This is a genomic window from Mesorhizobium monacense (genome assembly GCF_056781675.1).
Genome location: NZ_CM165567.1, coordinates 5,690,046 through 5,704,197 on the forward strand (window position 1 = coordinate 5,690,046; position 14,152 = coordinate 5,704,197).

General features: G+C 63.8%; 16 protein-coding genes. 8 read left to right on the forward strand and 8 right to left on the reverse strand.

Going from position 1 to position 14,152, the window contains the following annotated elements:
* Positions 1-42 precede the first annotated feature (42 nt).
* The 4 genes from accD to AC1RUK_RS27125 all read right to left on the reverse strand — a co-directional run bounded on the left by accD (position 43) and on the right by AC1RUK_RS27125 (position 3,905).
* Entirely contained in the window at positions 43-969 is a 927-nt protein-coding gene (gene accD / locus AC1RUK_RS27110; protein WP_481838177.1) for an acetyl-CoA carboxylase, carboxyltransferase subunit beta, read from the reverse strand.
* Positions 970-1,064: 95 nt separating this feature from the next.
* Entirely contained in the window at positions 1,065-1,904 is an 840-nt protein-coding gene (gene trpA / locus AC1RUK_RS27115) for a tryptophan synthase subunit alpha (protein ID WP_481838176.1), read from the reverse strand.
* 2 nt (positions 1,905-1,906) lie between these two features.
* Complete coding sequence (trpB, locus tag AC1RUK_RS27120; RefSeq protein ID WP_481838175.1) at positions 1,907-3,157, reverse strand: tryptophan synthase subunit beta; 1,251 nt, start codon at positions 3,155-3,157, stop codon at positions 1,907-1,909.
* An 88-nt stretch (positions 3,158-3,245) separates the two neighbouring features.
* On the reverse strand, positions 3,246-3,905 hold the full coding sequence (locus tag AC1RUK_RS27125; RefSeq protein WP_481839382.1) for a phosphoribosylanthranilate isomerase: 660 nt from the start codon (positions 3,903-3,905) through the stop codon (positions 3,246-3,248).
* 112 nt (positions 3,906-4,017) lie between these two features.
* Between AC1RUK_RS27125 and AC1RUK_RS27130 the strand changes: the two genes are divergently transcribed.
* On the forward strand, positions 4,018-4,236 hold the full coding sequence (locus AC1RUK_RS27130) for a hypothetical protein (RefSeq protein WP_120011696.1): 219 nt from the start codon (positions 4,018-4,020) through the stop codon (positions 4,234-4,236).
* A 26-nt stretch (positions 4,237-4,262) separates the two neighbouring features.
* Here the strand turns inward: AC1RUK_RS27130 and AC1RUK_RS27135 are convergent, their stop codons facing one another.
* The 4 genes from AC1RUK_RS27135 to AC1RUK_RS27150 form a co-directional block, all read right to left on the reverse strand.
* Positions 4,263-5,021 (reverse strand): M48 family metallopeptidase, encoded by a 759-nt coding sequence (locus tag AC1RUK_RS27135; RefSeq protein ID WP_436170193.1) that lies wholly within the window; start codon positions 5,019-5,021, stop codon positions 4,263-4,265.
* Positions 5,022-5,140: 119 nt separating this feature from the next.
* Entirely contained in the window at positions 5,141-5,620 is a 480-nt protein-coding gene (locus AC1RUK_RS27140) for a DUF2852 domain-containing protein (protein WP_481838174.1), read from the reverse strand.
* Positions 5,621-5,736: 116 nt separating this feature from the next.
* Positions 5,737-6,879: a benzoate/H(+) symporter BenE family transporter gene (locus AC1RUK_RS27145; protein ID WP_481838173.1), complete on the reverse strand. Its 1,143-nt coding sequence runs from the start codon at positions 6,877-6,879 to the stop codon at positions 5,737-5,739.
* 3 nt (positions 6,880-6,882) lie between these two features.
* Positions 6,883-7,653 carry an alpha/beta hydrolase gene (locus tag AC1RUK_RS27150; protein WP_481838172.1) on the reverse strand — a complete coding sequence of 257 codons (771 nt, stop codon included), beginning with the start codon at positions 7,651-7,653 and terminating at the stop codon, positions 6,883-6,885.
* A gap of 209 nt (positions 7,654-7,862) precedes the next feature.
* Between AC1RUK_RS27150 and infC the strand changes: the two genes are divergently transcribed.
* The 7 genes from infC to pheT all read left to right on the forward strand — a co-directional run bounded on the left by infC (position 7,863) and on the right by pheT (position 14,140).
* The gene (gene infC / locus AC1RUK_RS27155) at positions 7,863-8,399 is read left to right on the forward strand and encodes a translation initiation factor IF-3 (protein ID WP_081482097.1); all 537 of its coding nucleotides are present in this window, start codon (positions 7,863-7,865) and stop codon (positions 8,397-8,399) included.
* Between the two features lie 178 nt (positions 8,400-8,577).
* Complete coding sequence (locus AC1RUK_RS27160; RefSeq protein WP_481838171.1) at positions 8,578-9,228, forward strand: methyltransferase family protein; 651 nt, start codon at positions 8,578-8,580, stop codon at positions 9,226-9,228.
* Positions 9,229-9,421: 193 nt separating this feature from the next.
* On the forward strand, positions 9,422-9,625 hold the full coding sequence (rpmI, locus tag AC1RUK_RS27165) for a 50S ribosomal protein L35 (protein WP_006201248.1): 204 nt from the start codon (positions 9,422-9,424) through the stop codon (positions 9,623-9,625).
* 94 nt (positions 9,626-9,719) lie between these two features.
* Positions 9,720-10,121, forward strand: a complete 402-nt coding sequence (rplT, locus tag AC1RUK_RS27170) for a 50S ribosomal protein L20 (RefSeq protein WP_006201247.1) — start codon at positions 9,720-9,722, stop codon at positions 10,119-10,121.
* Positions 10,122-10,215: 94 nt separating this feature from the next.
* Positions 10,216-11,301, forward strand: a complete 1,086-nt coding sequence (pheS, locus tag AC1RUK_RS27175; RefSeq protein WP_481838170.1) for a phenylalanine--tRNA ligase subunit alpha — start codon at positions 10,216-10,218, stop codon at positions 11,299-11,301.
* Positions 11,298-11,735 carry a GFA family protein gene (locus tag AC1RUK_RS27180; protein WP_481838169.1) on the forward strand — a complete coding sequence of 146 codons (438 nt, stop codon included), beginning with the start codon at positions 11,298-11,300 and terminating at the stop codon, positions 11,733-11,735. Before pheS ends, AC1RUK_RS27180 begins: the two co-directional genes overlap by 4 nt.
* The gene (gene pheT / locus AC1RUK_RS27185; RefSeq protein ID WP_481838168.1) at positions 11,732-14,140 is read left to right on the forward strand and encodes a phenylalanine--tRNA ligase subunit beta; all 2,409 of its coding nucleotides are present in this window, start codon (positions 11,732-11,734) and stop codon (positions 14,138-14,140) included. The genes AC1RUK_RS27180 and pheT overlap by 4 nt, the downstream gene beginning before the upstream one ends.
* Positions 14,141-14,152: the final 12 nt, after the last annotated feature.

Here is a 14,152-nt window from a genome sequence, read left to right on the forward strand (position 1 = left end):
CGGAGTCTCGCGCAATCGCGGTTCGCGGCTAAGAATGTCGCGTCAGGCCTGCGGCCGTGCTTCCGGCTGGGCGAGCGCCGGCGGTAGGATTTCTGGCTCAAGCGGCTTCTGCTCTTCCGGCATCTTGAGCAGCATCTTCAACAGCCGCGAAATCGTCTGGCGCAATTCGAGCCTCGACACCACCATGTCGACCATGCCGTGCTCCATCAAATATTCGGCGCGCTGGAAGCCGTCGGGCAGTTTCTCGCGGATGGTCTGCTCGATCACGCGCGGCCCGGCAAAGCCGATCAGGGCACCGGGCTCGGCGATGTGGACATCGCCCAGCATGGCGTAAGACGCAGTGACGCCGCCGGTGGTCGGGTTGGTGAGCACGACGATATAGGGCAGGCCGGCCTCCTTCAGCCGGTCGACGCCGACCGTGGTGCGCGGCAACTGCATCAGCGAGAGAATCCCTTCCTGCATACGGGCGCCACCGGAGGCGGCGAACAGGATCAGCGGCCGCTTGCGCTGCAAGGCGACCTCGAAGGCGCGCACGATGGCGTCACCGGCGGCCATGCCGAGCGAGCCGCCCATGAAGGCGAAGTCCTGCACCGTGACCACCACCGGCAGGCCATCGATGCTGCCCAGCGCATTGACGATGGCATCCTCCAGGCCGGTCTTGGCCTTGGCATCCTTCAGCCGGTCGGTGTAGCGCTTCTCGTCGCGGAATTTCAGCGGATCCTGCACCACCTTGGGGTTCTCGAGCGTCTCGTATTTGCCGTCGTCGAGGAAGTATTTCAGCCGCTCCTTGGCCGAGATCTTCATGTGGTGGCCGGAGGACGGGATGACGAACTGGTTCTGCTCCAGGTCCTTGTGGAACACCATCTCGCCGGTTTCCGGATCCTTGATCCAGAGGTTTTCGGGCATGTCGGTACGGCGGCCGAGCATCGAATTGATCTTCGGGCGGACGTAATTGGTGATCCAGTTCATCGCTTCGGCTCCTGTCCTGGAAGAGACCTAGAGCAATTCCAGGAAAAGCGTGTGGCGGTTTTCCGTCCGGAATTGCGTAACAACAAATAGTCAGACTATTCGGCGGCAGCAAGGCGGGCCGAGCGCACGCCTTGCGACAGCCCGCTGACCAAAGTGGCGACCGCCTCGGCCGGGTCGGCGGTCTTTTCGCCCTTGGGTCCCAGCACATTGGCCACCGCATTGACGATCGCGGTGCCGACGACGACGCCGTCGGCATTGGCGCCGATGGTGCGCGCCTGCTCGGCGGTCTTGACGCCGAAGCCGACGCAGACTGGCAGGTCGGTGTGGCCCTTGATGCGCTTGACCGCCGCCGCAACCTTGCCGGTGTCCGCCAGTGCCGAACCGGTAATGCCGGTCATCGAGACGTAGTAGACGAAGCCGGAGGTGTTCTGCAGCACCTTGGGCAAGCGCTTGTCGTCGGTGGTCGGCGTCGCCAGGCGGATGAAGTTGATGCCGGCCTTGAGCGCCGGGATGCAGAGTTCCTCGTCCATCTCCGGCGGCAGGTCGACGACGATCAGCCCATCGATACCGCCGGCGATGGCGTCCTTGAGGAAGCGGTCGACGCCGTAGATGTAGATCGGGTTGTAGTAGCCCATCAGCACGATCGGCGTCTCGTTGTCGCCGGCGCGGAATTCCGCCGCCATTTGCAGCGTCTTGACCAGCGTCTGGCCGCCTTTCAACGCCCGCAGGCCCGCGGCCTGGATCGCCGGGCCGTCGGCCATCGGATCGGAAAACGGCATGCCCATTTCGATGATGTCGGCGCCTGCCTTCGGCAGCGCCTTCATGATCGACAAAGCGGTGTCATAGTCCGGATCGCCGCTCATGAAGTAGGTGACCAAAGCCGGGCGGCCCTCGGCTTTCAATTTCGCCATGCGGCGGTCGATGCGGGTGGTCATGATCAGATCTCCATGCCCAGCATCGAGGCCACCGTGTGCACGTCCTTGTCGCCGCGACCGGACAGGTTGACGATGACGATCTGGTCCTTGTCCATGGCCGGCACGATCTTGACCGCATGCGCGATGGCATGGGCCGATTCCAGCGCCGGGATGATGCCTTCGACGCGCGTCGTCAGCTGGAACGCTTCCAGCGCCTCATCATCGAGGATCGGCACATATTCGACGCGGCCGCTATCACGCAGCCAGGAATGCTCGGGGCCGACGCCCGGATAGTCGAGGCCGGCCGAGATCGAGTGGCCGTCCATGATCTGGCCGTCGGCATTCTGCAAGAGATAGGTGCGGTTGCCGTGCAGCACGCCGGGCGCGCCGGCGTTCATCGAGGCGCAGTGCTCGATGCCGTCGAGGCCGCGTCCGCCGGCCTCGATGCCGATGATGCGGACCTGCCTGTCGTCGAGGAAGGGATGGAACATGCCGATGGCGTTCGAACCGCCGCCGACGCAGGCGATGATGGTGTCCGGCAGCCGGCCTTCCTGCTCGAGGATCTGGGCGCGCGCCTCCGAACCGATGACCGACTGGAAGTCGCGGACCAGTTCCGGATAGGGATGCGGGCCGGCGGCGGTGCCGATCAGGTAGTAGGTGTCCTCGACATTGGTGACCCAGTCGCGAAGGGCTTCGTTCATGGCGTCCTTCAGCGTGCCGTGGCCGGCGGTCACCGGCCTGACTTCGGCGCCAAGCAGCTTCATGCGGAAGACATTGGGACTTTGGCGGGCGACGTCGGTGGCGCCCATATAGACGACGCACGGATAGCCGAAGCGCGCCGCGACCGTGGCCGAAGCGACGCCGTGCTGGCCGGCGCCGGTCTCGGCGATGATGCGCTTCTTGCCCATGCGCTTGGCGAGCAGGATCTGGCCGAGGCAGTTGTTGATCTTGTGCGAACCGGTGTGGTTCAGGTCCTCGCGCTTGAAATAGACCTTGGCGCCGCCCCCGAGGCCCTTCGCCGAGGAAACCTCACGAAGATGCCTGGTCAGGCCTTCGGCGAAATAGAGCTTCGACGGCCGCCCGGCATAGTGGGTCGACAGGTTCTGTAGCTCGGCCTTGAAATCCGGATCGTTCTTGACCTCGTTCCAGTTCCGTTCCAGGTCGAGGATCAGCGGCATCAGCGTCTCGGCGACGAAGCGGCCGCCGAAGATGCCGAACATGCCCTGCTCGTCGGGTCCGGTGCGGAAGGAATTGGGTGTCGCCGGCTTGTCCATCGCCGATCTCCTGCATCTTGTCTTGAGCATGTCCTTGTCGGAAAATCGGTTCCCACTTTTCCGGGACATGCTTTGGTTTAGAGCACGCTCAGGCGGCGCGGTCGTCGCGCGCGGCCCTGACGGCCCGGAAAAACTGCTCGATCAGCGCCGGATCCTTGACGCCCGGCGCGCTTTCCACGCCCGAGGAAATGTCTATTCCGGGCGGATTGGCAAGCTGAAGGGCATCGCCGATATTGGCGGCATTGAGCCCACCGGAAAGCATGTAATCGACGCCGGCGTCAAGGCCGGCCAGAATGCGCCAGTCGAAGGCGACGCCATTGCCGCCCGGCAATTCCGAACCTTTCGGCGGCTTGGCATCGAACAGGAAGCGGTCGGCAATGCCGATGAAGGGCTTTACCCGCTCGAGATCCGCGGCCTCGCTGACCGACAGCGCCTTCATGACAGGCAGCCCGTAACGGGCCTTGACCTCGGCGACCCGCTCCGGCGTTTCCGAGCCGTGAAGCTGCAGCATGTCGGGGTGCATTTTTTCGACGATCTCATCCAGAAACGCATCGCCGGCATCGACGGTGACGGCCACCGCTTTGGCCTTGCCGCTTGCCGCATGGCGCAGGCGCCCTGCCTCCGCAGGATCGACATAGCGCGGGCTTTTGGCGAAGAAGATGAAGCCGACATGACTGGCGCCGCCGGCCAGCGCCGCGGCCAATGCCTCATCGGTCTTCAACCCGCATATCTTGATGTCGAGCGCCATGGCGCGGGATTGGCACGAAACAGCATAAGAGTCGAGAAAAAGCATGCTGTTTGCCGCCAGGCCAGAAAGCACTACCTTTCAATTAGGGAAACACAGGCGGGAGCAGATAGTCATGACTGACCAGAGCGTTGCCCAACTCAGGCAAAAGATCGCGCAGGCGCGCGAGGTCATCGCGCATCTGATGGACAAGGCAGCCTTCAACGGCGCCGAGGCGCACCGCGCGCTCGACTATTTTGGCGGCGACGCCTTCGAGCGGAATTTCCTGCCGTGGCCGCGCCAGGGCGATGAGGGCTTAAGGCCCGAGGAGTTGAACGCGGCGAATGACGATTGAGTGGCTGGCGAGCCGGCCCGGACGCCCTAATCGAACACGATCGCCTGTAGCGCACCGCCATTGCGTTTCAGCCAGTCCTTGCAGCGCTCGGTGTCGGGACAGAGCTGTTCGCACAGTTTCCAGAATTTCGGCCCATGGTTCATCTCCTTGAGATGCGCCACCTCATGCGCGACGAGGTAGTTTATGACCGGCGCGGGCGCCATCATGATGCGCCAGGAGAAGGACAGATTGCCGTCGGAGGTGCAGGAGCCCCAGCGGCTCGATGTGTCCTTGAAGCGGATCGCCTTGGCGCGCTTGCCGATCGCCGCGCTGTGCTTGGCCACCAGGCGCTCGATCTCGCGCTTGGCCTCGCGCTTGAGATAATCGGCGATGCGGCGCGGCAGATGCACGCGCTCGCCATGGACGATCAGCAGCGGCCCGCGCTCGTCGCGCGACACGGTGACGGTGCCACGTTTTGCCGGCTCATGGACGATGCGGTGCGCCACGCCGCGCACCGGTATCTTGATGCCGGGCCGCACCTGCGGCCTTGTCGGCACCTTGGCCAGCCGCTGTTCCAGCCAGTCCTGGTGGCGGTCGAGGAATTTTTCGACCTCGCCGCGGCGCAGCCCCGGCGGCACGGTAATGCGCAGGCCCTGACCGCCGGAATCGATGCGCAGCGTCAGCCGCCGGGCCCTGGCGCTCTCGACGATCTTGAGCGGCAGCGTACGACCGGCGACGCAATGCTCGCGCTCGACGACGGGCGCCGGCTTGGGTTTTGTCAGGTTGCGGAAGAAGCCGAAGGACATGGCTGGACGATACGCGATTCGAGGAAAACGACCAGTGGAGCGAAGCCGAAAAGAGAACAAAAAAGAAACGGCGCCGCTTGCGCGACGCCGTTTGTCATGCCGAGACCTGTCGCAGGGGCTCAGTCGTCAAGCAGGTTCGAACCCTTGCCTCGCTTGGGGGTCGTCGACTTGCTCGACTCAGTCGTCGTCGGAGCAGTCGACTTGTTACGATTCGCCATGAAGCGGTCGAACTCGTCCTGGTCCTTGGCGCGGCGCAGTTCGCGAGCATAGTCGTCGAACTCGCTCAGCATCTCGTCGAGCTTGCGGCGCTCTTCGGCAAGGCGCTCAAGTTCCTGTTCGCGCCAGTCGTCGAAAGCGACGTTGCCGGTGCGGGCAGAGCCGTGGCCCCAGCGCGCGGCCTTGTCGGAACCGCGGCGGCAGCCGGCGAAGATGCCGTCCGTGGCGCGGTTGACGTCGCGCTTGAAGCCGTCGAGCCGGTCGCCCCAGATGATGTAGGCGAGCATGGCGAAGCCGAGCGGCCAGAACACCATGAAGCCGATCACCATCAACGCGATGGTCGCCGGCGTCCAGGCCGGACGGATCAATGCAGTCGTGTTCATTTTCTCCCAGTCCTTCCGTTGGAGACAGCCAGATCGGCTGCGTGGAATCGAAATGGGATGGGGAAAACGGCGATTCAAGACAGATCCGGCCAAAACCGGACAAAGGGCTGAAATGATTATCTCTTTTTGAGCATTTCGAGGAAAAGCACGGCCAGGCCGGCGACCAGGCCCCAGAACGCGGCGCCGACGCCGAACAGCGTCAACCCGGAAGCGGTGACGGCGAAGGTGACGGTGGCAGCCATGCGCTCGCCCTCTTCCTTGAGCGCGATCGATAGCGCGTTGGCCAAAGGGCTCATCAGCGCCAGGCCGGCGACCAGCACGATTAGGCTTTGCGGCAGCACGGCGAAGATCGCCACCAGCGAGGCGCCGAGCATGGCAAAGACCAGATAGGCCAGCGCATAGAAGGGACCGGTCTTCCAGCGCTCTGCGGGATCCGGATGCACGTCCGGCCCGGTGCAGATCGCCGCCGAGATCGCCGCCAGGTTGGTGGTCGAGGCGCCGAAGGGTGCCGACAGCAGCGAAAACAGGCCGGTGACGCCGATCAGCGGGCCGGGCTCGGGATGGTAGCCGGCGGCGCGCAGCACGGCCAGGCCAGACAGGTTCTGCGAGGCCATGGTGACGAGGTAGAGTGGCAAGGCCAGCCCGATGATCGATGCGGCGCTGAAGTGTGGCGCAACCAGCGTCAGGGTCGACAGTTCCGGCGCCGGCAGGCCGCCGACGCGGCCGGTGAGGAAGGCGGCGAGACCGCCGCCGATCAGAACCGCCAGAACCGACAGCGCCGGGTTGAACAGGCGGATGACGAAGAAGGCCGTGATCAGCGGCAGGATCAGCCAGGGATCGGCGGGAATGGTCTTGACCGCGCCGGTGGCGAAGCTGACGAGGATGCCGGCCAGCATGCCCGAGGCGACCGAGGCCGGGATCCTGGCGATCAGCTGGGTCAGCGGCTTGAACAGGCCGGTGGCGATCAACAGGATACCGGTGACGATGAAGGCACCGACCGCATCACTTATCGTAAAGCCGCTCGATGCCGCCATCAGCGCCAGGCCCGGCGTCGACCAGGCGGTGATGACGGGCATTTTCGTGCGCCAGGACAGCCACAGGCACTCGATCGCCATCGCCAGGCACAACGCCGTCACCCAGCTCGCGGTCTCGAGCTGCGTCGCACCGACAGCCTTGGCGGCGGCGATGACGACGGCCAGCGTGCCGCCAAAGCCGACGATTGCCGCGACGAAGGCGGATATCGGGATGGAAATGCGCATGACCTACCCTGCTCGCCGCACCATGTCGCCGACTGCCCGCAGCAGCATGTCGAGATCCTGGGGGCGGGACAGGCGGTGGTCGCCGTCGGGGATGAGCGACAGCGTCACGTCATCGGCCGGCATCAGGGCGGCCAGCTTCAGCGTATGGCTTGACGGCACATCGGCATCGGCCAGGCCCTGCAGGATGTGGACCGGACAATGGGTGTCGATCGGCCCGGTCATGACAAGGTTGTTGCGGCCGTCCTCGATCAGCGCGCGCGTGTAGATGTAAGGCTCGGCCGAATAGTCGGACGGCTCTTCGAAAAACCCCTTTTCCTGGAGATCGCGCTTCTGTGCCTCGGTCAGCACCGGCTCGACCAACTCGGCGGTGAAATCCGGCGCCGGGGCCAGCAGCACCAGACCGGCGATGCGGTCATCGCCCGCTTTGCGCAATTCCTGGATCATGCGCAATGCGATCCAGGCACCCATGGAGGAGCCGACCAAGATCTGCTTGCCCTGTGTAAAGCGACGGAAGACGGCGAGGCTTTGCCCGAGCCATTTCGAGATGGTGCCGTCGGCAAAGACGCCGCCCGACTCACCATGGCCGGAATAGTCGTGGCGCAGGAAGGCGCGGTCTTCCTTTGCCGTCCATTCAGCCAGCGCCTCGGCCTTCGTGCCCAGCATGTCGGATTTGTAGCCGCCGAGCCAGACGATGCCGGGCGCTGCCCCCGGCGCGCGCCTGACGGCGATATCGGTTCCCTCGACTTCCAGAAACTCAGGCGCAGTGGCGGTCATGGCTTTTCCCTCACGCCGGGTCTTTTGGCACAGCCAGGCGTTCAACGAAAAGCGGTCTGCAACTTTCTTTGCTTGGTGCAGGCCCGCGATCAGGTGATTTCCTGAGAAGGCTGTGCTATTGACTTGCGCCGCGCGCTCACCACATTGGCGCGTCCTGAACATCCGAACTGCAACAACCCTGAACGAAACGGCTCAAGGAGACCACGACCATTCGCAGACCTTTCAAAGCAGCGGCGCCCACCAAGGATGGGCCGCGCTCCAACCGCGACATCCGGGTTCCCCGGGTCCAGCTTATCGACGCAGAAGGCCAGAACCGCGGCGACGTTTCCATCAACGACGCATTGCTGCTCGCCGAAGAGGCCGGGCTCGATCTGGTCGAGATATCGCCCAATGCGGTACCGCCCGTCGTAAAAATCCTCGATCTCGGCAAGTTGAAATACGCCAACCAGAAGAAGGCGGCCGAGGCGCGCAAGAACCAGAAGGTCATCGAGATCAAGGAGATCAAGATGCGCCCCAACATCGACAGCCACGACTACGAGACCAAGATGAAGGCCGTGCGGCGCTTCTTCGAGGAGGGTGACAAGGTCAAGCTGACGCTGCGCTTCCGGGGCCGCGAGATGGCGCATATGGAACTCGGCATGCAGCTTCTGAACAAGGTTCGCGAGGAAGTGGCGCCGATCGCCAAGGTCGAAGCGGAACCGAAGCTCGAAGGCCGCCAGATGATGATGGTGCTGGCGCCTCGCTGATCACGATCAGTTCAGCGTGGTCATCGCGCTTTAAATCCGCCTGAATCATACCCCAGGGCGTCCCGGCGATCGGCGGGACGCCTTTTTTCTTGTCCAGACCCTGCGATCGCCGGCTGGAGCAAAGGATGTTCAGGTCGAAGCAATTTGCTTTTGAACTCCTCGACGATCGGATTCCGACATGGTCAATGAAGTGAAGCCTGACGACGTCAAGGACTTCAAATATGGACTGGGCAACTACCAGCACACGCGCCGGATGGTGCTTGCGGTGCTCGTCGTCGTCCTGTTCGCAGCGCTGCTGTTCGGGCAGTCGACCTTTCCGCCAGACACCCCGGTGCATGAGTCCATCGAAATGTTCGGCGTGCTTTTGATCTTCCTCGGCGTTGTCGGTCGCCTGTGGTCGACGCTCTATATTGGCGGGCGCAAATCCGCCGAGGTGGTGACCGGCGGACCTTATTCGATCACCCGCAACCCGCTCTATGTCTTCTCGAGCATCGCCGCAGCCGGGGTGGGTGCGCAGATCGGCTCGATCACGGCGACGATCGGCTTTGGGCTGCTTTGCGCCGGCGCCTTCTACATTGTCATCCTGCGCGAAGAGAAATTCCTCAAGGAGGCTCTCGGCGCGCCATACCAGGCCTATCTGGCAAAGGTGCCGCGCTTCTTTCCGAAGCTTTCGCTTTACGAGGAAGGCGATACCGGCAGCTTCAAGCCGCGCCTGCTCTTGACCACCTTGCTCGACGGGCTGGTGTTCCTGGTGGCGCTGCCTGTCTTCGAGACCATCGATGGCGCGCAGCAGTCGGGGATACTGCCGGTGCTGTTCCGGCTGCCATAACGTCGCATCCCGGCAGGTGTTGCGCGCAAGCCTGCTTTGACGTATAGGACCGCCGTTCCAAGAAAACCGCCCGGCAGGGCATGCCGTGGCGGTTTCATTTGCTTTTCGGGCTTTGGTCGGCCCGAAGCGAACAAAACAAGAGGCGCGGAGTGCCGAAGGCACGACAGGGACCTCATAGAAACGGAGTAGCAAAATGCCCAAGATGAAGACCAAATCGGCCGCCAAGAAGCGGTTCAAGATCACAGGTACGGGTAAAGTCCTGTCGGCTGCGGCCGGCAAGCGTCACGGCATGATCAAGCGTTCCAACAAGTTCATTCGAAATGCCCGCGGCACGATGGTTCTGGCTGAACCGGATGGCAAGAAGGTCATCAAGAATTTTCTGCCGAACGGCCTCTAAGGCATTCGGTCCGGACACGCATTTGTTTTACGCAATTCCGAACGGAAAACCGCCAGGCACTTTTTCCTGGAATTGCTTTTAAGGAGATCATGACATGGCACGCGTAAAGAGAGGCGTCACCTCGCACGCCAAGCACAAGAAGGTCCTGAAAGCCGCCAAGGGTTTCTACGGCCGCCGCAAGAACACCATCCGCATCGCCAAACAGGCGGTGGAAAAGTCGCTGCAGTACGCTTATCGCGACCGCAAGAACCGCAAGCGCTCGTTCCGCGCGCTGTGGATCCAGCGCATCAACGCCGCGACCCACGAGCACGGCCTGACCTATGGCCGCTTCATCGACGGCCTCAACAAGGCTGGCATCGAGATCGACCGCAAGATCCTGTCGGACATGGCCATCCACGAGCCGCAGGCGTTCGCGGCTCTCGTGGCCAAGGCCAAGGTCGCGCTCGAATACCTCAAGAACACCACGCCGAACGCTTTTGAAAGCGCTGTCGCTTAAGACCAGCGCTTCCCAAGCATTCGCAATTCTGATTTGGGGAACCCGCGCTGGCACGGCTGGCGCGGGTTTTCTTTGGCTCAATCGGGTCTGGAACATGAGCGATATGGAAACTCTCGAAAATTCCCTGATGACCGACATCGCCTCGGCCGCTGACGAGGCGTCGATCGAAGCCGTGCGCGTTTCGGCGCTCGGCAAGAAGGGCTCGGTCTCCGAAATGCTGAAGACGCTGGGCGCGATGAGCGCCGAGGAGCGTCAGATCAAGGGACCGGCGATCAACGGCCTGAAGAACCGCGTCACCGAGGCACTTTCGGCGCGCAAGGCCGAGCTGAAGGACGTGGCGATCGCCGCCAGGCTCGCCGCCGAGACGGTCGACGTGACGCTGCCGGTGCGGCAATCGCCGGCCGAGCGCGGCCGCATCCACCCGATCAGCCAGGTCATCGACGAGATCGCGGCGATCTTCGGCGACCTCGGCTTCGCCCTCGCCGAAGGTCCGGACATCGAAAGCGACTATTACAATTTCACCGCGCTGAATTTCCCAGAGGGACACCCGGCGCGCGAGATGCACGACACCTTCTTCTTCCAGCCGGACGAGAAGGGCGAGCGCAAGCTGTTGCGCACCCACACCTCGCCGGTGCAGATCCGCACCATGGAGCGGCAGAAGCCGCCGATCCGTATCGTCATCCCCGGCAAGACCTACCGGCAGGATTCCGATGCCACCCACTCGCCGATGTTCCATCAGGTCGAGGGGCTGGTGATCGACAGATCTGCCAACGTCGCCAACATGAAGTGGGTGCTGGAGGAGTTCTGCAAGGCCTTCTTCGAGGTGCCGAGCGTCAAGATGCGCTTCCGGCCGTCCTTCTTTCCGTTCACCGAGCCCAGCCTCGAGGTCGACATCCAGTGCGACCGCTCGCGGCCGGGCGAAGTGCGCTTCGGCGAAGGCTCCGACTGGATGGAGATCCTCGGCTGCGGCATGGTGCATCCCAATGTGCTGCGCCATGGCGGGCTCGACCCGGACGAATACCAGGGCTTCGCCTGGGGCATGGGCATCGATCGCATCGCCATGCTGAAATACGGCATGCCGGACCTGCGCGCCTTCTTCGACGCCGACGTGCGCTGGCTGTCGCATTACGGTTTCCGGCCGCTCGACATGCCGACGCTGTTCGGGGGCCTAAGCGCATGACAGCGCCCCACACCGGCGGTTGCCGTTGCGGCGCCGTGCGGTTCGAGGCTTCGGCCGAACCGAACCATGTCAGCTATTGCCATTGCGGCGATTGCCGGCGGGCGAGCGGCGCGCCGGTGTCGGCCTTTGTCGGCTTCATGGCCGATCAGGTCGCCTTCACCGGCAAGGCGCTGAAGATGTTCGAGAACGGGCCGGTGACACGCTCGTTCTGCGGCATTTGCGGCTCGCCGATCGCCTATGTCGACGAGCGGCTCGAAGACCACATCTATTTCATGCTCGGCGCCATGGACATGCCAGCCTATTTCAAGCCGACGCACCATGCCCATGTGCGCGAGCAGCTGCCCTTCCTGCACATGCCGGACGACTTGCCGCGCCATCTCAAGACCAGCGTGCCAAGACCATCATCGTCTAACCCGGACGGAACACAGTCATGAAATTCACCCTCTCCTGGCTCAAGGATCACCTCGAGACCGACGCTTCGCTGACGGAAATCGTCGAGCGGCTGACCTCGATCGGCCTCGAAGTCGAAAATGTCGACGACAAGGCCGGCCTGAAACCCTTCGTCATCGCCAAGGTGCTGACGGCCGTGCAGCATCCCGATGCCGACCGGCTGCGTGTGCTGACCGTCGATACCGGCGACGGCAAGGCCCCCATTCAGGTCGTCTGTGGAGCACCTAACGCCCGCGCGGGCCTGATCGGCGCCTTCGCCGCGCCCGGCACCTATGTTCCCGGCATCGACGTGACGCTGACGGTCGGCAAGATCCGCGGCGTCGAAAGCCACGGCATGATGTGCTCGGAGCGCGAGCTGGAACTGTCGGACGAGCATCACGGCATCATCGACCTGCCTGAAGATGCACCGGTCGGCACCAGCTTCGCCGCCTATGCGCATCTAGACGATCCGGTGATCGAGATCAATCTGACGCCGAACCGGCCGGACGCGACCAGCGTTTACGGCATTGCCCGCGATCTGGCCGCGAGCGGCCTTGGCCGACTCGTCGGCGGCGCGATCATGCCGCATGCCGGCAACGGCATGTGCCCGGTGAAGGTGACGATCGAGGCGCCAGAGCTTTGCCCCGGCTTCGCGCTGCGGCTGGTGCGCGGCGTCAAGAACGGCCCGTCGCCGAAATGGCTGCAGCAGCGGTTGATCGCCATTGGGCTCAGGCCGATCAGCGCACTGGTCGACATCACCAACTACGTCACCTTCGACCGTGGCCGGCCGCTGCATGTGTTCGACGCGAAGAAGGTTGCCGGCAACCTCACCGTGCGCCGGGCGAAGGACGGCGAAAAAGTGCAGGCGCTTGATGGCCGCGAATACACGCTGACGTCGGAGATGTGCGTCATCGCCGACCAGGATGGCGTCGAATCGATCGCCGGCATCATGGGCGGCGAACATTCCGGCTGCGACGAGAACACCACCGACGTTTTGATCGAATCGGCCCTTTGGGACCCGATCACCACGGCCCGCACCGGCCGTACGCTCGGCATCATCAGCGATGCGCGCTACCGCTTCGAGCGCGGCGTCGACCCGGAATTCATGGTGCCGGGCGTCGAGCTGGCGACGAAGCTGGTGCTCGATTTCTGCGGCGGCACGCCGACTGAGATGGAGGTGACCGGCTATGCCGGCCATACGCCGAAGATCGTTGCCTTCCCGCTGTCGGAAGTGAAGCGGCTGACCGGCATCGAGGTGCCGAGGGCGGAATGCCTCGATATCCTTTCGCGCCTCGGCTTCGAGCCGCAGGGCTCGGGCGAGATCGTCGATGTGAAGGTCCCCTCCTGGCGGCCGGATGTCGACGGCAAGGCCGACCTGGTCGAGGAAGTCATGCGTATCCACGGCGTCGACAACATCGCGCCGCAGCCGCTCGGCTCTCACGACGCGGTCAATTCCAAGATCCTGACCACGCTGCAGATCCGCACCCGCACGGCCAAGCGGGCGCTTGCCGTGCGCGGCATGATGGAGGCCGTCACCTGGTCGTTCATTCCGGCCAAACATGCCGAACTGTTCGGTGGCGGCCAGGCGACGCTGAAGCTCGCCAACCCGATCGCCGCCGACATGTCGGACATGCGGCCCTCGCTGCTGCCCGGCCTGATCGCCGCCGCGCAGCGCAATGCCGACAAGGGCATTGGCGACGTGGCGCTGTTCGAGGTCTCCGGCACCTATGAGGGCGACGGCGCCGACCAGCAGCGGCGTGTCGCCGCTGGCGTGCGCCGCGGCACCGCCAAGCTGGACGGCTCTGGCCGCAACTGGGCCGGCAATGCCGGTCCGGTCGGCGTGTTTGACGCCAAGGCCGATGCGATTGCCGCACTCGAAGCCTGCGGCGCGCCTGTCGAGCGACTGCAGATCGACGCAGGCGGCCCGGCCTGGTACCATCCCGGCCGTTCCGGCACGCTCAAGCTCGGGCCAAAGGTGGTGCTCGGCACGTTCGGCGAATTCCATCCGAAGACGCTGGAGGCGCTGGATGTTTCCGGACCGCTATGCGGTTTCGAGGTTTTCGTCGACGCAGTGCCGGAGCCGAAGGCCAAGCCGACGAAGACTAAGCCGAAGCTGGAGCTGTCCGCCTTCCAGGCGGTGAAGCGCGATTTTGCCTTCGTCGTCGACAAAGCGGTCGAGGCCGGTACGCTGGTGCGAGCAGCGCTCGCCGCCGACAAGAAGCTGATCACCGCTGTCACGGTGTTCGACGTCTTCGAGGGCGCTTCGCTTGGCGCGGCCAAAAAATCGATCGCCATCGAAGTGTCGATCCAACCGGTCGAAAAGACCCTGACCGACGAGGATTTCGAGGCTTTGGCCAAGCGCATCGTCGAGAATGTCGGCAAGCAGACGGGTGGTGTGCTGAGGACGTAAGGAATGCGGACG